The 19646-nt window shown below is 71.4% G+C and carries 6 protein-coding genes; all 6 read left to right on the top strand.

Translation table 11 applies throughout. The features are described 5' to 3' along the window. The first annotated feature begins 23 nt into the window (after window positions 1-23). The 6 genes from cglF (at window position 24) to gltJ (ending at window position 19533) form a co-directional block, all read left to right on the top strand. Complete coding sequence (cglF, locus tag ACJ8AN_RS27940; protein ID WP_407758544.1) at window positions 24-308, top strand: adventurous gliding motility protein CglF; 285 nt, start codon at window positions 24-26, stop codon at window positions 306-308. A gap of 68 nt (window positions 309-376) precedes the next feature. After that, on the top strand, window positions 377-2293 hold the full coding sequence (gene gltG / locus ACJ8AN_RS27935; RefSeq protein WP_407758543.1) for an adventurous gliding motility protein GltG: 1917 nt from the start codon (window positions 377-379) through the stop codon (window positions 2291-2293). Window positions 2294-2406: 113 nt separating this feature from the next. Beyond that, window positions 2407-3021 (top strand): adventurous gliding motility protein CglE, encoded by a 615-nt coding sequence (gene cglE / locus ACJ8AN_RS27930; protein ID WP_407758542.1) that lies wholly within the window; start codon window positions 2407-2409, stop codon window positions 3019-3021. 12 nt (window positions 3022-3033) lie between these two features. Further along, window positions 3034-4947, top strand: coding sequence for a DEAD/DEAH box helicase (locus tag ACJ8AN_RS27925; RefSeq protein ID WP_407758541.1), 1914 nt, complete (start codon window positions 3034-3036; stop codon window positions 4945-4947). Window positions 4948-5044: 97 nt separating this feature from the next. Next, window positions 5045-17311: a tetratricopeptide repeat protein gene (locus tag ACJ8AN_RS27920; RefSeq protein WP_407758540.1), complete on the top strand. Its 12267-nt coding sequence runs from the start codon at window positions 5045-5047 to the stop codon at window positions 17309-17311. A 155-nt stretch (window positions 17312-17466) separates the two neighbouring features. Next, window positions 17467-19533, top strand: a complete 2067-nt coding sequence (gene gltJ, locus ACJ8AN_RS27915; RefSeq protein ID WP_407758539.1) for an adventurous gliding motility protein GltJ — start codon at window positions 17467-17469, stop codon at window positions 19531-19533. Window positions 19534-19646: the final 113 nt, after the last annotated feature.

Below are 19646 nucleotides of genomic sequence, written 5' to 3'. Positions count from 1 at the left end.
GGGGGAGCCGCTCGGAGGCAGTCATGCGGAAGCTCCTGATGTTGTGCGTGGTCATGGTCGCGGCCCCTGCGTTCGCGCAGGATGACGACAGCCCGCCGCCGGTGCGCAAGGAGGCTGGCGGGGGTGGTGGGAAGGGCGGGAAGGCTGGCCCGCAGACGATCGACTTCGAGGACGACACCATCGAGGGCGACCTCACCAAGCCCGACGGCGAGTACGTCGAGGCGCGCAAGAAGGTCCAGCACTCCAACCTCATCCGCATCCGCGAGGACTTCGAGGACAAGGTCATGCAGTCGGTGGGCGAGCTTTGAAATTGCTTGGGAACCCACCGACGCCCGCGTTGTCCTAGAGATCGCCGCAACCCAACTGGGGAATTTCCATGCCCGTCCCTCTGACACTCAAGGTCTTCAAGGGTGAGACGCTCGTCACCGCCAAGGACTTCGAGCGCGACATCATCAAGATTGGCCGTCTCGCCTCGGCGCACCTGTGCCTGGATGACGAGAAGGTCAGCCGCATCCACTCCGTCATCGAGGTGGCCGCCGACGGCAGCCTGTCCATCATCGACATGGGCAGCGTCGAGGGCACCTACGTCAACGGCAAGCGGGTCAACAAGGGCCAGCTGGCCTTCGGCGACGAGATCAAGGTGGGTGGCACCACCATCCGCCTGGACAACCCGGCCGCCGTGGCCGCGGTGAATCTCGCCTCGGCCGCCGCGAGCGCGGCGCCGACGCCGGTGCCCGTGGCTCCCGTGGAGACCACGCTGGTCGCGGGCCTGGCCCAGACGGCGTCGGCTCCGGCCGCCACCCCCGCTCCCGTGGCGGTGGTGCAGCAGCCGGTGGCCGCTCCGGTGCAGAGGGCCGCCGCCCAGCCGGTGGCCGCTCCCGTGGTGGAGGCTCCCGCCGCCGAGGCCGCTCCGCGCGTGCGCCGCGTGGCGCGCAAGGGCAGCGGTCCGCGTGGCCTGGGCCTGCACTTCATGTGGGGCGACCAGCGCGTGGGCGAGTTCTTCCTCGCGCCGGGCAAGGCTCGCGCCTTCAAGGTCGGCAGCGCCAAGGGCGTCGACTTCATCATGGGTGACTCGAAGCTGGGCACCGAGAGCTTCGAGGTGGTGCGCACGGACGGCCAGTCCTTCACCGTGCGCTTCACCGGCAAGATGAAGGGCGAGCTCACCCGCAAGGGCGACAGCTCGGACCTCAAGGCCATCATCGAGTCCGGCAAGGCCAACCACGAGGGCGACGCCTATACGCTCACCCTCAAGGAGGATGATCTCCTCACGGTGGACCTGGGCGGCGTGACGCTGGAGGCCCTCTTCGAGTCCGTGCCCAAGCGCGCCATCGCGCCGCTGGGCGAGTCGGTGGACTTCTCCGTCATCAACATCTTCCTGGTGATGTTCTTCCTCGCGTCGCTGTTCGTCATCAGCGCGGCCAACAGCGCCGCGGCGGGTGAGGGGTACGCGGACGAGCTGGCCGGCAGCGACTCGCGCATCGCCAAGTTGATCGTCAAGCCGCCCGAGAACCAGAAGAACAAGTTCCTCGAGAAGCTCAACCAGCAGAAGGCGGAGAAGCAGGCCGAGAAGGCCGCCAAGGCGAAGAAGGAAGAGGGCAAGATGGGGCAGAAGGAAGCCCCCAAGCAGCCCGCTCACTCCACGTCGGCCGGCAAGACCGACAAGAAGGAAGTGGCCAAGAACATGGCCGCGAAGATCTTCGGCGGGAAGGGCGGCGCCGCGAGCCTCTTCGGCGGTGGCGGCCTCGGGGGTGACCTGAAGAGCGCCATGGGCAACATGTTCGGCGCCAAGGGCGGCGCCGCGGGTGGCTTCGGCGGCCTGGGTCTGCGCGGCGGTGGCGGCGGTGGCGGCGGCGGGGGTGAGACGATCGGCATCGGCGCCGTCGGCACCAAGGGCCGTGGCGGTGGCATGGGTGGTTACGGCTCGGGCGTGGGTGGCCTGAGCGGTAAGCAGAGCGTGGACGTGGGCATCGCGGCCGAGGACGCCACGGTGACCGGCTCGCTCGACAAGGAGCTCATCCGCCAGGTCATCCAGCGCAACAAGAACCAGATCCGCTTCTGCTACGAGAGCCTGCTCAACCGCTTCCCGAAGCTGGGCGGCAAGGTGTCCATCCGCTTCACCATCGCCTCCGAGGGCAACGTGGTGACCTCCAGCGTGGCCCAGTCCACCGCGGGCAACCCCGAGCTCGAGCAGTGCGTGGCCGGCCGCGTCCGCACCTGGGCGTTCCCCAAGCCCAAGGGCGGTGGCTCGGTGGTCGTCACCTATCCGTTCATCTTCAAGGCGGCCGGCGAGTAGTCGCTCCCGCTGAGTGAAAAGCTTCAGGTGGGCGGTTCCGCCGTGGCGGGGCCGCCCATCTTGCTTTTTTGGCGCTGGTGTCTCCGCCCGCCTGGGCTAACGTCCGCCCCCGCATGAAAGCCTTCCGTCCCTTCGTCGTTTGCGCCGCCCTGGCCCTCCCCGCGCTCGCGAATGCGCAGGCCGCCGGGGACAGGCCCGCAGAGACCTTCGAGGAGATCGAGCGCGGCATCTACTTCTCCGTGCTCGGTGGCCCCTCATTCATCGTCAACCCACCGGCCTCCTCGGGCCCGCGGCCCTTCTCGCCCGGGTTGGCGGTCGAGGTGGAGCTGGGCGTGGACATCGGCGAGCGCCTGTCGCTGGGCGTCTTCGTGATGGGCGCCTCCAACCGCGCGGGCTCGGAGTACGTGGGGAACTCGGGGGGCGCTGCCTCCGGTGACTTCTCCACCCTGGTGCCCGGCGCCGTGGCGCGCTTCCACCTGGTGGGCCTCGCGGATGCCCAGGACGTCCAGCGCACGTGGATCTACGTCCGCGGCGGTGCCGGCTACGCCGTGTTCAGACCGAAGCAGCTCCTCCCGGACTCCGACATTCTGGTGTTCGCCGGACCGGGAGTGGAGTACTACACGCGCCTTCGACACTTCTCGGTGGGTGTCGAGGTGACGGGGAGCTTCTACATCCAGTCACAGTCATTCGGGTTCGCGGTGACGCCGAACCTTCGCTACGCGTTCTAGCAGGAGAAACACGTGCCTCAGGAGAATGGAAGCGGTGGTGGGCCGCGCGGTGGTGGTCGGGGCCGGGAGGGCGGTGCGCCTGGTCAGGGTCCGCGCCGTGACGGTCCGGGTGGTTTTGGTGGTCGCGACGGCGGTCGTGGCCGCGGTGATGGCCCTGGTGGACGTGGGGGCCGGGGCCGCGATCGCGACGCGGGCCCTGTTGGTCCGGGCCAGCGCGTCATCGCCGAGCTGAGCACCCTGGAGAAGGCGCTGGGTAAGTCCGACTTCGCCGCCCAGAAGTCGCCGCTCGAGACGATCGTCCGCTCGCTGCGCTCCATGCGGGTGAAGTCGCTCGAGGAGCTGGATCTCAACGTGCGTGGCCGGCTCATCACCACGCTGCTGCGCGTGCAGCGCCAGACGAAGCCCCCCATGCCCGAGGGCACGGGCGAGGCGGGCGCCGCTCCGGCCGCCACGGACGAGGCCCCGGCCACGCCGCCCGCGGAGCAGCCGGCCCCGGAGGCGGGCGAGGCTTCCACCGCCGCTCCCGCCGAGGGCGCGGAGGGTTCCGCCGCTCCCGCCGAGGGCGCTGCCACTCCGGCGGCTCCGGCGGGCGATCCGGTGAAGGAGAAGTTCAACGCCTACGTGGACGTCATGTACCTGGTGGGCCGCGCCTGGCGCGCCGCCGGGGACCCGGAGCGTGCCTCGGCCGCCTTCGCGCTGAGCGGGCGCGAGCCGCAGCCCGAGCGCGAGGAGCCCGCCGCCGCCCGTCCGGAGCGTCGTGAGGGCGAGCGCGGTGAGCGTCGCGAGGGCCGTGGTGAGCGCGGCGAGCGTCGTGAGGGCCGCGAGGGTGAGCGTGGCGAGCGCCGGGAGCGTGGCGAGCGCCGGGAGCGCCCCGAGGGCGAGCGCCAGGGTGAGCGGGGTGACCGCGAGCGCCGGCAGCCGCTGCCCGAGCTGACGGGCGACTGGAAGGAGCAGGTGACGCAGCTCGAGGGCATGGGCCGCACGCGGGACGCGGCGCGCATGCACGAGCGCAACAACTCCTTCGCCGATGCCGCCCGGCTCTTCGAGGCCGGTGGAGACATCCGCAGCGCGCTGCGTGTGGCGCTGGCCGGCAAGGAGAACGACACCGCCCGCCGCCTCATGGCGACGGTGCCCGCCGAGCAGCTCGGCCAGGTGCTCGAGAAGGCCGGCGCCTACGAGCTGTTGATGGAGCACTACATCGGCAAGGGGGACTTCGAGAACGTCGCCCGGCTGTACGAGCGCGCCCGTCAGTTCGATCAGGCGGCCCTCGCCTACGAGCGCGCCGGGAAGCTGGCACTGGCGCGCAAGGCGTACGAGCGCACCCGCGACTTCGCCGCGGCCAACCGCATCCGGGACCTGGAGGTGAAGGCCCTGGTGGAGCGCGGTGACCGGCTCGGCGCGGCCACCCTGCTGGTGAACGCCGGCCGCCGCCAGGAGGCGGTGGACGTGCTCGGCACCCTGCCGCCGCCCAAGGCCTTCCACTTCCTCCAGCGGCTGAAGCTGGAGGAGGAGGCCAAGACGCTCGCGCAGAAGGAGCTCGCCCGCGCCGAGGCGGAGAGCAAGCCCGCTGGCCGCGCCCGGTGGCTGGAGCTGCTCGGGGAGTCCGCCACCGCGGCGGCGCTCTACGAGGAGATCGGCCGCAAGGAGAAGGCCATGGGCCTCTACGAGCAGATCGGCCACCTGCCGAAGGCCGCGGCCCTCGCCGAGGAGCTTCAGCTGCGTGACAGGGCGATTGACCTGTATACGAAGCTTGGCGACAACGCGGGCGTGCAGCGTGCCCAGTCCCTGCCTGCCACCCCTCCGCCCAAGAGGCCCGCGGATGCCGCCGCGGCCGCGGAAGAGGCTGAAGAGACTGGGGCCGAGGGCGCGAAGGGCTCCGAGGAGAGCTCGTCCGCTCCCGCTGCAAACGAGCAAGAAAGCCAATAAATCTCGACAGTTGGCGGGATTTGCGGGATTGCTGGGGGCGGTGAGCGGGCGATAGAGTGCCGCTCCCGCCCCTTTCTTTTCGCGAGGCCCGCCCTACATGGATCAGCCGAACCTCCGTCGACCCGCCGAGCGTGTCGTCTCCGACCGGCCTTTCGCCGAGGTCGAGGCCGCACTCGAGAAGGCAGGCCGCGTCGAGGACCTCATCCGTCTCTACGAGGGACGCGCGCGTGAGACGCCCACCGCCGAGGCGGTGCGGGTGTTGGTCCGCGCCGGCCAGCTCGCCTACGAGCGGTTGCGCAATCCGGCTCGTTCCGAGGAGCTCCTGCGGCGCGCGCTGCTGATCGCCGAGGACCCGCGTCCCGTGCTGCGTGGACTGCGGACCGTCTACGAGGCGCGCCAGGACATGGCCGCGCTGGTGGACGTGCTGGAGCGGCTCGGCTCGCTGAGCCAGGGCGAGGAGGCCGCCACGTGCTACCTGAAGGCGGCGAGCCTCTACGAGCAGAAGCTGTTCCGGCGCGATCGCGCGGTGCTGTGCCTGCAGCGGGCCACGCGCGTGAAGCCGGACCGCACCACCTTCAAGCGCGCGCGCCAGCTGCTGCTGTCCGAGGAGCGCTTCCAGCCCGTCTTCGAGTCGCTGGAGCGCGAGCGCGCCACGCTCGGGGGCGAGGGCATGGTGGAGGAGTACGCCGCCTTCGCCGAGCGGCTGGTGGAAGACCCGACCGAGCACGTGCTCGCCCAGCAGGCGCTGGACGTAGTGCGCGAGCTGGAGCCGCAGAATGCCCGCGTGGAGAAGGCCACGCAGACGCTGCAGCGCTTCGAGCAGTCGTGGCGTGAGCGCGCGCGCATGCTGCGCGGCATGTCCCTGGAGGAGCGCGATCGCAAGAGCGCGGCGCGGCTGTCCCTGCTGGTGGCCAAGCTGCACGCCTGGTACGAGCCGGCCGCCACGGACAAGGTGAAGGAGGCGCTGGAGCGCTGCTTCCTGCTGTGGCCCGGCATGCCCGAGGCCCTCGCCCTCATCGAGCGCGTCGCCGAGCGCAATGGTGACTTCGCGCCGGCGCAGGCCTGGTACGAGGTGCTGGCGGGCGAGGCGCGCGAGCGCAATACCCAGGTGGACGTGTGGCTGCGGCTGGGCACGCTGCGCCTCACCCGGCTCAACGACGCGGCCGGGGCGCTCGCCGCCTTCGAGAAGGCCGCCAGTGTGGATCCGTCGCGCGCGGAGGTGGCGAGCCTCGGCGCCGAGCTGCTGCTGGAGCAGGGCCGCACGGCCGATGCGCTCGCCATGCTGGAGCGCTACCTCGGCACGGTGAAGGACCGCGTGACGCAGGTGGCCCTGCGGCTGCGGATGGTGGACCTCTGCCTGCAGCAGAAGGACGGAGACGCGGCGCTGGTGCACCTCGAGGCCACGCTCAAGCTGGACCCGGCCAACGCGCTCGCGGCCTTCCAGCTCGCCCGCCTCCTGGCGGAGGAGGAGGACTTCGAGGCGCTGGAGCCGTTGCTGGACCTGGCGCTGCTCGCCCCGCGCCCGCGCTCCGAGCGCGTGGCCTTCTGCGAGGGACTCGCGCTTCTCTACGAGGAGGCGGACAACGCGAAGGGCGCCTTCGAGGTGCTCGCTCGCGCCCTGGCGCTGGAGCCCGGCCGGCCCATGCTGCTGGACACGGTGGTGGAGCACGCGAACAAGGCCCAGGCGCAGCCCGAGCTCGCCGTGGCGCTGCGTCGCGCGGCCCTGGTCGCGCCTCCCGAGGCGGCCCTCCCGCTCTGGCGTCACCTCGCCCAGCTGCTCCAGGGGACGCTGTCGGATCCCGCGGGCGCCGAGGCGGCGTGGAAGGAAGTGCTCGCGCGCGCTCCGGGCGACAGCGCTGCCCAGGAGGCGGTGAAGTCGCTGCGCTCGGCCGCCGGGCTCGCGGATGATCCGAAGACGCGCCTGGAAGGGGAGATCACCCGGCGCGAGGCGGCGGGGACCGCCCCGGCCGAGCTGGAGCCCATGGTGCGCGAGCTGGTGAAGCTCGCCCCCGAGGAGCCCTCTCCCGTGCGGCGCCTGCAGGCGCTGTGCGTGGCGCTGTCGAAGTTCGAGGAGGCCGCGTCGCTGGCCGGGAAGCTGGCGAAGCTGGCCGAGACGCAGGTGGAGCGCAGCGACTGGGCGGCGCGCCAGGCCCGTCTGTACGCCGAGCGCCTCAACCGTCCGCAGGAGGCGGTGGGCCTCTTCCTCCAGCTGCTCGCGGAGAACGTGGCCACCGGCGTGGTGCTGGGCGGGCTCGAGCGGCTCGCGGCGGCCGGTGTGCGCACGGTGGAGATCGCCGAGGCGCTCGCCGGCCACTACGGCCGCAGCGGCGACCACCAGCGCCAGGTGTCCGCGATGCTGCAGCAGCTCGAGGGCACGAAGGACGCGGCGGTGCGTCAGCGCCTGTACGGGCAGATCGCCGACCTCCACGAGAAGCAGCTGGCCGACGGCCGGGCCGCTTTCGACCTGCGCGTGAAGGCCCTGCGCGAGGCTCCCTCGGACGAGGCCAACCGGGCCGAGGCGGCGCGTCTGGCGCACGACCTGTCGGCCCACGCCGAGCTGGTGCGCGTGCTTCGGGCGCTGGCCACCGAGGCGGAGGCGCCGCAGCTCGCGGTGCAGCTGCTCTCCGACGCGGCGGAGCTGGCCGAGGAGTCCGGGGCGCTCCCCGAGGCCATCGCCTCGCTGGAGACAGCGCTGCAGCGGGTGCCCGAGTCGCCCGAGGTGCTCGGCCAGCTCATCCAGCTGTACAGCAAGGCGGGGCGCGCGGCGGACGCGGACGCGCTGTTGCGCAAGCGCCTCCTGACGGCCCCGAAGGCGGAGAAGGTCGAGCTGCAGATGCAGCTCGTGGAGCTCAACGCCGGGCTGGGCCGGCCGCTGCAGGCCGCCGAGGCGCTGCAGGCCGCCATCCAGGCGGGCGCGGACGAGGTGCGTCACCTGCCTCGCCTGGCCGAGCTGTACGAGAAGGCCGGCCGCAAGACGGAGCTGGGCGAGGTGCTCGCGCGGCAGATCGCGCTCGCGGAGGACGCGGGTGACCTGGACCGTGTGGCGCGCCTGACGCTCAAGCGCTCGCAGGTGCTGCAGGACTCGTCCGGGGACCGTACCGACGTGGTGCGCAGCTTCGCGGACATCCTCCGCCAGCGTCCCTCCGACGCGGACGCCCGTGCCGCGCTCGAGGGCATGCTCTCCTCCGGCACCGCGCGCGAGGAGGCCGCCCGGGCGCTCATTCCCGCCTACGAGTCCACCAAGGATCACCGCAAGCTGGTGGCCGCGCTGGACGTGCTCGCCGAGGTGGCGCGTGACGACGCCGCCCGGGTGCTGGCGCTCCGTCAGGCCGCGCAGGTGCACCTGTCGCACCTGCGGCAGCCCGAGCTGGCCTTCGCCTCGCTCGCCCGCGCCCTGCGCCTGGCTCCGGGGGACATGCCCCTGCGTGCCGCCGCGCGCCAGGCCGCCGAGGACGCGGACTCGCTGGACGCCTACGCCGAAATCCTCATCGAGATGACGGAGGAGGGGAGCGTCGGTCCCGCCCGGGCGGGGCTGCTGCGCGAGCTCGCCGAGGTCCAGGAGAAGAAGCTCGACGATCGCAACGCCGCGGTGACGTCGCTCCGGTCCCTGCTGGCGCTGGAGCCGGGCAACCTCGACTGCCTGCGCGCCCTGCAGCGCCTGCACCGCGCGGGCGAGGAGTGGGCCGCGCTCGCCGAGGTGCTGGAGAAGCTCGCCGCCGCCGCGCCTGAATTGGCCGAGCAGCTCGCGTACCTGCGCGAGGCCGCCCTGCTGCACGAGTCGAAGCTGGCCGACAACGAGAGCGCCGCCAACGCGTGGCGTGCCATCGCCGAGCGGGATCCGCTCCAGCGCGAGGCCGCCGTCGCCCTGGACCGGCTCTACGCCGAGCTCGACCGCCCGAAGGATCTGGCGTGGGCGCTCGGTCTGCGAAGGACCCAGGAGGGACAGAGCCCGCAGGGCCGCGAGGTCTCCTTCCGCCTCGCCGAGCTGTTGCGTACGCAGCTGGATGACGCCAACGCCGCGCTCCAGCTCTACCAGGGCATCCTCGCCGAGGACCCCGGCCATCCCGGTTCCCGTGCGGCACTCGAGGAGTGGGTGAAGGCGGCCGTGCCGATGAGCGCGGGCGCGCTGGACGTGTTGGATCCGGTGCTCGCCCGGCTGGGAGACCATGCCCGGCGCGTGGCGTTGCGCGAGACGCGCATGGAGTCGGCGCTCAGCGTGGAGAAGTCGCAGCTCGCCACGGACATCCGCCGCATCTACGAGCAGGACATGCACCAGCCGTCGCTCGCCTTCATGGCGGCGGTGAAGGCCTTCTCGCAGGGCGTGGATCGCGAGGGCCTGCAGACGGAGCTGGAGCGGCTCGCGCGCGAGACGGGCTCGCACGAGATGCTGGCCGAGCTGTACGAGGAGGCCGCCTCGGATCTGCCCTCGGGCGATCCGTCCGGCCTCGGGCTGCTGCGCCGTTGCGCGGAGCTGCGCGAGCAGCTCGGGCAGACGGAGGAGGCCGCCAGCGTCTGGAAGAAGATCCTCGAGGACGCGCCGCAGGATCGTCAGGCGCTCGAGGCCCTCTCGCGCCTGTACGAGCGGGGGCAGAACGCCAAGAGCCTCTCCGAGGTCTATGCCGCCCAGTCGGCGCTGGCCAAGGACCCCGAGGGCCGGCGCGCCCTGCTGGTGAAGGCCGGCGAGGCCCATGCCGCCGCGGGTGATGACGCGAAGGCCATCGAGACCTGGCGCTCAGCGCTGGCCATCCGCAAGGCGGCCGACGGCCTGCTCGCGCTGGACAAGCTGTTCGCCAAGACGCGGCGCTTCGTGGAGCAGGCGGACGTGTTGGATCAGCTCGCCGAGCTGGCCACGGACAACGAGTCCCGCCGCGGCTTCATCCTGCGCCGGGCGCAGCTGCTGGAGAAGGAGGGCAGCCACGCCGAGGCGCTGAGCGCGTATCGCGACCTGATGGCGCTGGCCCCGGCGGATCCGCAGGCCGTCGCGGGCCTGGAGCGCATGCTCCAGCTCGAGGCGCAGCGGGCGGAGGCGGCGCGGCTGCTGGAGCCCGTCTACCGCGGCCTCAACGACACCCGGAAGCTGGTGGAGGTGCTGGAGATCCTCCTGCCGGGCACGCAGCCCGCGCAGCGGCTGGAGCGCATCCAGGAGATCGCCACCCTGCGCGAGGCGCTCGGCCAGACGTCGCTCGCCTTCGCCGCGCGTCTGCGCGCCTTCAACGAGGCCCCGCAGGACGACGGTGTGCGCGATGACGTGGAGCGGCTCGCGGCTGACTCGGGCTCCTTCGAGGAAGTGGCGGCGGCGTACGAGGATCAGCTCGAGCGCGGCGCCACCGAGCCCCTGGCGGGCGACCTGTGGCGGCGGCTCGCGGGCATCTACGACGGGCGCCTCAAGCGCTACGACCTCGCCGTGCGCGCGCTGGAGGAGGTCAGCCGGCGCGACCCGCGCAACAAGCAGGTGCTGGAGTCCATCGCCCGCGTGCACCGCCGTACCGGTGCGCACCGCGAGCTGGGACTCGTGATGCGCCGGCAGGTGAGCGCCGAGGAGTCCGTGCCCGCGCAGGTGAACGTGCTCTTCGAGCTGGCCCACCTCGCCGAGGAGACGTTGTCCGACAAGGCGCTCGCGGCGCAGACGTACCGCGACATTCTCGAGCGCCGGCCCGAGGACGCCAACGCGCTCAAGCTGCTGGGCCGCGTGCTGACGCAGATGGAGCGCTGGCCGGAGCTGGCGCAGCACATCCAGCGGGAGATTCAGCTCGCCGACTCGCGCAATGCGCTGGAGGAGGGCAGTGAGCTGCGCGTGCGCCTGGGCCGCCTGAAGTTCAGCCGCCTGGATGATCCGCGCGGGTCGCTGGAGCTGTACCAGGAGGTGCTGCGCCGCCGGGCCGGACACGCCGGTGCGGTGGGGGCGCTGGAGGAGATGGCGCGCTCGGATAGCCCGCTGCGTGGGCAGGCCGCGCTGGCGCTCGAGCCGGTGTTCACGGCGGTGGGTGACCACCTCAAGCAGGTGCAGATGCTGGAGTCGCGCGTCTCCGCCGAGCCGGTGCCCCAGGAGCGCGCCGCGCTGCTGCGCCGCATCGCGGAGACGTACGCGGGCTCGCTGGACAACGTGGAGATGGCCTTCCTGTCCGCCATGCGCGCGCTGCGCGACCTGCCGGACGACGCGCGCACGCTCGAGCTGTGCCTCTCGCTGGTGGAGAAGGCGGGAGCCCTCGAGGAGTTCGCGGCCGTCCTCTCGGAGATCGCTCCGAGGGCGGGAGATGCCTCGCGCGCCGAGCTGTACCGGGCGCTGGCCCGGCTGCAGGCGCGCCTGGGCGAGGACGACGAGGCGCTGGCCTCGTGGCGCAAGGTGCTGACGCTGCGGCCCACGGACACGGACGCGCTCGACAGCGTGGTGCGGCTGGTGGCCGACACGGGAACGCCGCAGGAGCTGCTGGAGGTGCTGCGCCGCCAGCTCGCGAGCGCGGAGGAGCCGGCGCGCCGGGCCTCGGTGCTGCTGCAGATCGCCGTGCTCCAGGAGGAGAAGTTGCAGGACGGGCTGGGCGCACTGGCCACCCTGCGGCGCCTGCTGGACGTGAAGCCGGACGACACCTCCGCGCTCACGCGCATGGACGGCCTGTGCCAGAAGCTGGAGCGCTGGCCGGAGCTGGCGGACGTGCTGGCCCGCCGCATCGCGCTCGTCACGCCCGAGGAGGGGCTGGAGCAGAAGTTCCGCCTCGCGGTGGTGCGCGAGACGAAGCTGCTGGACAAGGCGGGCGCGCTGGCGCTCTACGGCGACGTGCTCTCGCTGCAGACCAACCATGCCGGAGCGGTGGGCCGGCTGGAGGCGCTGGTGGGCCGCGAGCCGCAGAACCTGCTCGCGGTGGAGACGTTGCTCAACGCCTTCCGCGCGAGCGGAGACGTGGCGCGGCTCGCGGCGGCCATCGAGACGCGCGTGGGCGTGTCCCCGGACGCGCGCGAGCGCAAGACGCTGCTGGGCGAGCTGGCCACGCTGCGCGAGGCCCAGGGCGAGCCGGAGCTCACGTTCCTGGCGCTCTTCCGCGCCTTCAAGGAGGACCCGAACGACGGCGAGCTGCGCCGGCGGTTGGAGAACGCCACGGACTCCGCGGGCTCGTACGACGAGCTGGTGGTCGCCTACGAGGAGGCCCTGCCGCGCGTGGCCGAGGCCCGTGACGCGGCGGAGATGTGCCTCAAGCTGGGCCAGCTCTTCGAGTCGCGGCTGCAGGAGCCCGAGCGCGCCGTCGTCTACTTCGAGCGCGCGCGCACGCTGAACCCGTCCGAGCAGCAGAAGTCGCTGGTCGCGCTCGACAGGCTGTACGTCTCGCTGGAGGCGTGGCCGGAGCTGGCCAACGTGCTCGAGGCGCTCGCCTCGTCGGCGGAGGAGACGGCCGACAAGGTGGGCTTCCTCTTCCGCCTGGGGCAGCTCGTCCAGGAGAAGCTGGACGGCATGGACCGCGCGGCCTCCGCGTTCGAGCAGGTGCTGGCGCTGGAGCCCGGCCACCTCGCCTCGGCGCGGTTGCTGGAGGGCATCTACGACTCGGCCGGCGCGCACGACAAGCTGTACAACATCCTCGAGCTGCAGTCCGAGCGCGTCACCGGTCCCGAGCGCGAGCGCGTCCTCACGCGTATGGCGCAGGTGTCCGCCGAGGGCCTGGACGACCTGGACCGCTCCATCGAGCTGTACCGCGAGTTGCTGGCGAAGAACGCGCGCAACGAGCAGGCCTTCACGGCGTTGGAGGGCCTCTATGAGCGGGCGGGCCGGCACGAGGAGCTGCGCACGTTGCTGGCGGACCGGCTGGCGCAGACGTTGGATCCACGCGAGGTGGTGCGGCTCAACGAGCGGCTGGGCCGGGTGCTGTACCGGCTGCTGAAGCAGCCCGCGGCGGCGGTGAGCTACCTCAAGGCCGCGCTGGAGCGCGACGCGCGTCACCGGGGCGTGCTGGACACGCTGCGCGAGCTGTACGAGGAGACGGGCCCGGCGGAGGAGCTGGTGGGCATCCTGCGGCGGCTCGTTCCGCTGCAGGAGGCGGCCGAGGGCGTGAAGGCGCTGCGCCTGCGGCTGGCCGAGGTGCTCGCGGGCATGGGCCGGCGCGAGGAGGCGCTGGACGCGGCCCGCCGTGCGCTGGAGGTGGAGCCCCACACGGTGGCGGACCTGGATCGCGTCTACGCGCTCTTCGTCTCGCTGCGGGCCTACAACGACGCGGTGCGCGCGCTCGAGCTGAAGGTGCACGTGCACCAGCAGGCCGAGGAGCGGGACCAGGCGGTGGCCACGTGGTTCGCGGTGGCGGACCTGTGGACCGGCGAGGGTGGCAAGCCCGAGCTGGCCGCCGGTGCGCTGGAGAAGGTGCTGGAGCTCGATCCGGCCAACCACACGGCTTACGAGCGCGCCTGCGAGCTGTACCGCGGCCATAACGACTGGCGGGCCTACGCGCAGGTGGTGGATCGCTACCTGCCGCACCTCGTTACCGACGAGGAGAAGCTGGCCACGCTCAAGGAGCTGGCGCGGGTGCAGGAGGAGCGGCTCGGCCAGAAGGACGTGGCCTTCCTGGCGCTCTGCCGCGCGCTGCAGCTCGACGCATCCGATGACCACCTGCGCGAGGAAGTCGAGCGGCTCGCCGATGAGACGGGCTCTCACGAGGAGCTCGCCGCCGTCTACGAGGAGGTGGCGGACGCACTGCCGCGCGGTCCTCTCGCCGAGCGCATGTACGCCACGCTGGCGCGCGTCCACGACCTGAAGCTGGACGACGCGCAGGCGGCGGAAGGGGCGCTGCGGAAGATCCTCGAGTTCGACCCGACGAACGGCACGGCGCTCGACGGGCTGGCGGGGATGTTCCAGCGCCGCGGCCGCGAGCGCGAGTACGTGGTGGCCCTGGAGCAGAAGCTCGAGGCCGCCGGCTCCATCGAGGCGCGCAAGGGCATCCTCCGGGAGATCTCCCGCGTCTGGGACGAGCAGGGTGACCCGGACGAGGCCGCGAGCGCGCTGCTGCGGGCGTTGGACCTGGAGCCGGACGCCGAGACGCTGGGCGTGCTCACCGAGCTCTACCGCCGCCAGAAGGCCTGGAAGGACGTGGCCTCCACGCTGCTGCGGACGCGTGACCTGGCGTCCACGGTGGAGGAGCGGGCCCGCATCCAGGTGGAGGTGGCGAACGTCTACGAGCGCGACATCGGCGACGACGAGGCCGCGGTGGCCGCGTTCCGTCAGGCGCTCGAGTTCGAGCCGTACAACCTCCCATCGCTGGAGTCGCTGGAGCGGCTGCACACGAAGCTGGACCAGCCGGCGGACCTGCTCGCCATCTACGAGCGCATGCTCGAGGTCGTCTCCGACTACCGCGAGCGGGTGCGGGTGATGTTCCGCTGCGCGAGCATCTGGGAGGACAAGTACCAGAACCCGGCCAACGCGGACGCCTTCATCGAGGGTGTGCTCGCCATCGATCCGCAGAACCTGCAGGCCATCAAGGCGCTCATCCGCCTGCGGCGCACGCAGGGCCGTTGGGAGGATCTGATCGTAGCCTACGAGCGGCAGCTGCAGCTGGCCACGTCGCCGCAGGAGCAGGCGGACCTGTACGTGGAGATCGGCAACGTCTACCACCAGCAACTCAAGCAGGTGGACCGGGCGGTGACCACGTACCACCAGGCGCAGGCGGTGGATCCGGCGAGCCGGCCCGCGCTGCACGCGCTCGGCAAGCTGTACGAGCGCAGCGGCAACTGGCCCTACGCCCTGGAGATGTTGCAGCAGGAGGCCCAGATCGCGGGCCATGCTCCCGACGCGGTGGAGCTGTACTACCGCATGGGCAAGATGAACGAGGACATGCTGATGGACATGGGCAGCGCCCGGTCCGCCTACCAGCAGGCCCTCGTCATCGACCCGGGCCACCTGCCCAGCATCCGCGCCCTCAAGGGGATTCAAGAGCAGGAGAAGGACTGGGACGGCTACGAGCAGACGCTGCTCCAGGAGGCGCAGCAGACCGAGAGTCCCGAGGCCAAGGCGCGCGCGCTGCTCGAGGTGGCGCGCTACAACGCCGAGACCAAGGGCGATTCCGAGACAGCCACGGCCTGGTACGAGGAGACCCTCAAGTACGCCCCGGACAGCCTGGAGGCGGCGCGTCCGCTCTCGGACGTCTACAGTGCCCGTGAGGACTGGGTGTCCGCCGAGCGCATGCTCGACATCGTCGTGCGCAAGATGGCGGAGAAGGCCATCGCGGAGAAGGACTCGGCGGTGGCCGCGGACCTCTGCCGGCAGCTGTACCGGCTGGGCTACGTGGCGGACAAGCTGGGCAAGCGCGACAAGGCACTCGACTCGTACAAGAAGGCCTACGATCTCGATGCCACGTACCTGCCGGTGCTCGAGGGCTACGGCCACCTGCTCGTGCAGCACGCGAAGCGTTACGAGGACGCGCTGCGCATCTTCCAGACGATTCTCATCCACCACCGTGAAGAGCTCACGGACATGGAGGTGGTGGAGGTCTACTGGCAGCTCGGCGACATCCACGCGAAGCTGAACCAGCTGGACCGGGCGCAGAACCACTTCGAGAAGGCGCTGGCCGTCGACCCGAGTCACGAGGCGTCCCTGAGGGCCCTGGTGGCGCTGATGGACCAGTCAGCCAGGTGGGAGCGGGCCGGCGAGCTCCGCCAGCAGCTCGCCAATGTGCTGGAGGGCGAGGCCAAGGCGCACATCTTCCTGGAGCTGGGCCAGCTCGCTCGCGAGAAGCTGAAGGATCCGTACCAGGCGATCGACGCTTATACCGGCGCGCTCAAGCTGCTGCCGGAGTCGCTCGAGGTGCTGGACGCGCTCTACGTGCTGCTGCGTGAGACGCGCCAGGGCCAGAAGGCCGCGGACATGCTGGATCGCATGCTCCGGCTGCCCGCGCTGACCTCGGAGCCGAACAAGGCGAAGCGGGTGTGGTTCGCGCTCGGCGAGCTGCGCCGGGACGAGCTGCGCGATGTGGACGGCGCGGCCGTGGCCTTCAACACGGCGCTGGATCTGGACCACCGCTTCGTCGAGGCCTTCAGTGCGCTCGAGGCGATGCTCGGTGGCGCGGGCCAGTGGAAGGCGCTGGAGGAGAACTACGCGAAGATGATCGGGCGCATGCCGAAGACGCCCGACACGCACGGGGCGCGCATGGCCCTGTGGCGCGCGCTGGGTGACCTCTACCGCCAGGTGCTCAAGAGCCAGGAAGGCGCTTTGGCGGCCTACGGCGTCGTCGCCAAGGGCCTACCGGACGACGCGCAGGTGCAGGAGACCTACGCCGAGCTGGCCGCGGCCTCTCCGGGCAAGGAGGACGAGGCCCTCGCCGCGCTCCGCCGCGCCCTGCCGAACACGGGCGATCCGCGCAAGGTCGTCTCGCAGTTGGTGCGCCTGTCCGCGATGCGCAAGGACTACGATGGCGCGTGGATGGCCGCGCAGGCCGTGTCGGGGCTGCTCGGCGAGGCGGGGGACGACGAGAAGGAGATCCTCACCAAGCTGGGGCCCTACGCGAAGCGCAAGGAAGTGGCCCAGCGGTCGCTGCCGGACCGGATGTGGCAGACGCACCTGCTGCACCCGAAGCTGCGCGGGCCCTTCACCGAGCTGATGGGGCTGCTCTTCGAGCAGGTGGGTCACCTGTACGCGGTGCCCTTCCAGAACTACCAGATCGTCCCGAAGAAGCACCGCATCGACCTGCCGAGCGCCCAGGAGTACCACGTGCAGCACTACCGCTACGTGGCGCGCCTCTTCGGCATGGACGCGGTGGAGCTGTACTCGCCGCACCTGGTGGTCCGCCGCGACAACCTGGCCAAGCGCTCCAACGAGTCGACGCCGGATCCGCGCCTCAACGTGGAGGTGCTGCAAACGCATCCGGTCTGCGTGCGTGCGGGTGGGCGCTTCTTCGCCGAGCAGGGGCAGAAGGAGGCGTACTACATGCTGGGCCGCACGTTCGCGCTGGTGCGCCCGGAGCTGGCCTTCAGCCAGCGCCTGGCCCCGGAGCGGCTCGAGGCCGTGGTGCAGGCCGCGCTCAGCCTGGTGGTGCCCAACCTGCGCTTCACGGTGGATCCGCGGCTGGTGGACGCCGAGCGCCGGGTGCTGGAGAAGAGCGTCAGTGATCAGGCCCGTGCGGCGCTGGCCAAGGTGGCGCGCGTCTACCTGCCCACGGCCACGCCCGCGGATGTCCGCCAGTACCTCGAGGGCGTGGAGCTGACGGCGGCACGCGCGGGCCTCTTCGCCGCGGGCGAGTGCGAGCCCGTCAAGCGCATGGTGCAGGAGGAGACCGGTTCGTCCTTCCGCGTCTCCCCGAAGGTGAAGTTGAAGGAGCTGCTGCTGTTCGCCACGTCCGAGGAGCACCGCGAGCTGCGTGTCGCGGTGGGTACGGACGTGGAGGTACAGGTAAGGAAGTAGAATGAGCGGCTCGAAAGAGCGTGAGACCCGAAGCGGGTGCTCACACGTTGAACCGGCAACCGGGCGGGCCTGGATGGCATCCTTGACCCCCCCGGGTACCACCTCTACGATTCCGGCGGGTTTTCTCCCGTCATTTCTGACAGTTGCGGGGAACGATGCGTTTCGTCTGCGATAGCTGCCGCGCGCAGTACATGATTAGCGACGACAAGGTCGGCGCGAAGGGCGTCAAGGTTCGTTGCAAGAAGTGCGGCTACAACATCGTGGTCCGCCCCGCCGGCTCCGCGCCGGCGAAGGAGGAGGGGACGAGCGGTGAGGCCGCTGGCGGTGCGGCTGCGTCCCAGGGCCAATCGAACAGCGACGGCTTCGGGCTGCCCGCGTCCCTGGGCACGCCTCCCGAGGGCGGCATCTTCAGTGGCGTCGAGGATGACGAGCTCGGGGCTGTGTTCGACCAGGTGCTCAACTCGGGCTCCCACCGGATTCCCGCGGGCGAGAAGGTCGGTGACGGCCCCGCCCCGCTGGACGCCTCCGCCCTGTCGGACGCGGGCGAGACGGTGCGCAAGCTGGCCGAGGCCGAGACGGGCAGCATCAAGCCCGCGGCCGCGCACGAGTGGTTCGTCGCCATCGACGAGAAGCAGGTGGGTCCGCTCTCGCTCGAGAAGGTGAAGGACTACTGGGAGCGGGGCGAGGTCGGTCCGGACAGCCTGTGCTGGCGCGCGGGCTTCAGCGACTGGATTCCCCTGTCGGAGGCCAGCGAGCTGGCGTCGGTGCTGGCGCCGCGCCCGACCCGGCCCGTCATCGTGGAGCCGGCGCCGGTGGTGTCGTCCTCGCCGGTGGCGTCCGGTCCGGTGGAGTCCGCCTTCAGCGCGGGCGGTGGCTTCTCGAAGTCGCCCAAGGCCGACACTCCGGCGCCCGTGGCCCCGTCCGCGCAGGATTCGGGCTGGAAGCCCTCGGCCGCGAGCGTGCTGGCCTCGCTGGTGAAGGAGGAGAACGAGGCGCTGTCGAAGCCGGCGCCCAAGGCCTCGCCGGTGGTGGAGGAGAGGGCGAAGCCCGCGGCCTCGGGGCTGCTCGACGTGCCTCCGCCGGAGCCCGCGCCCGTGGCGGCGCAGAGCCCGTTGATGGCCGAGCCGCCCGCGCCGTACATGCAGCCGGCGCCCGCGTATGCGCAGCCGCATCCGCAGGCGTACGCGCAGCCCATGGCCCAGCCGTATCCGCCTCCCCAGCAGTATGCGCAGCCGCATCCACAGGCGTACCCCGGTTATCCGCCGGCGGCTCCCGCGCCCAAGCAGGGCGGCAAGATGGGGATGATCATCGGCATCGCGGTGGGCGTGGTGTTGCTCGTGGGTGGCGTGGGCATTTTCTTCGCGACCCGTCCCGCCGCGCAGCCCGTGCAGCCCGTGGTGACGCAGCCGCAGCAGGTGGCTCAGGCTCCGTCGAAGCCGGCGGAGCTACCGCCTATGCCGCCGCCTCCCGCGGCCACGGCGCAGAACACCCCGCCCGCGGCGGGCACCACGGCCCAGCCGGCCACGGCGCCGGCGACCGCGCCCACGACCGCTCCGGCGGTTGCGGCCGCGGGCACCCCGGGGACCGCACCCGCGGCGAATCCGACGCCTCCGCCCTCCGAGCCGGTGAAGCCCGCCGAGTCGGCCAAGACGGAGCCGCAGCAGGTCGCTCGCGCCGAGGTGCCGAGCACCAAGCGGACCCCCACCACGACCACCCGTCCGGTGTCGCACAGCACGGCGAGCAAGGACGACGAGGAGCCGGCGCCGCGTCCCACCAGCAAGCCGCCGCCCTCGGGCAAGAGTGGTGGGAGCGCGGATGACGAGTTCGACGAGCTCTTCGGGGCGAAGAAGCCGAGCGGTGGCACCAAGCCCGACACGGCCTCGGCGAACGGCCGTACGGCCTACATTCCGCCGGAGCCTGGCGGTGGTGGGGCGGCGCTCGAGAAGCTCGGGCAGTCGGACATCATGCAGGTGGTGCTGGCGAACAAGCCGGCGATCATCAAGTGCGTGAACGAGCAGAAGAAGAAGGATCCGGGCCTGAGCGGGAAGCTGGTGATGCGCTGGACGATCCAGACGAACGGCAAGACGAAGAACGTGTCGTGCCAGACGTCGGAGTTCCGCTCGACCTACATGGCGAGCTGCATCTCCGGGTTGATCAAGGGCTGGAACTTCCCGAAGCACCGGGTGCAGGGCGACCCCATCGATTTCCCGTTCACGTTCTAATCATCCGGGAAGTGGACAGTCACGTTTGTGTCAATTGACTCGTACGACTGTCCGCTTCACGGCTGCAGAATTCCCTCCTGACAGGATGCGTCGCAGGACGTGTCGACATTCGT

This window comes from Archangium sp., assembly GCF_045802675.1.
Lineage (GTDB): Bacteria > Myxococcota > Myxococcia > Myxococcales > Myxococcaceae > Archangium.
This window is presented reverse-complemented; position numbering and strand designations above follow the sequence as displayed.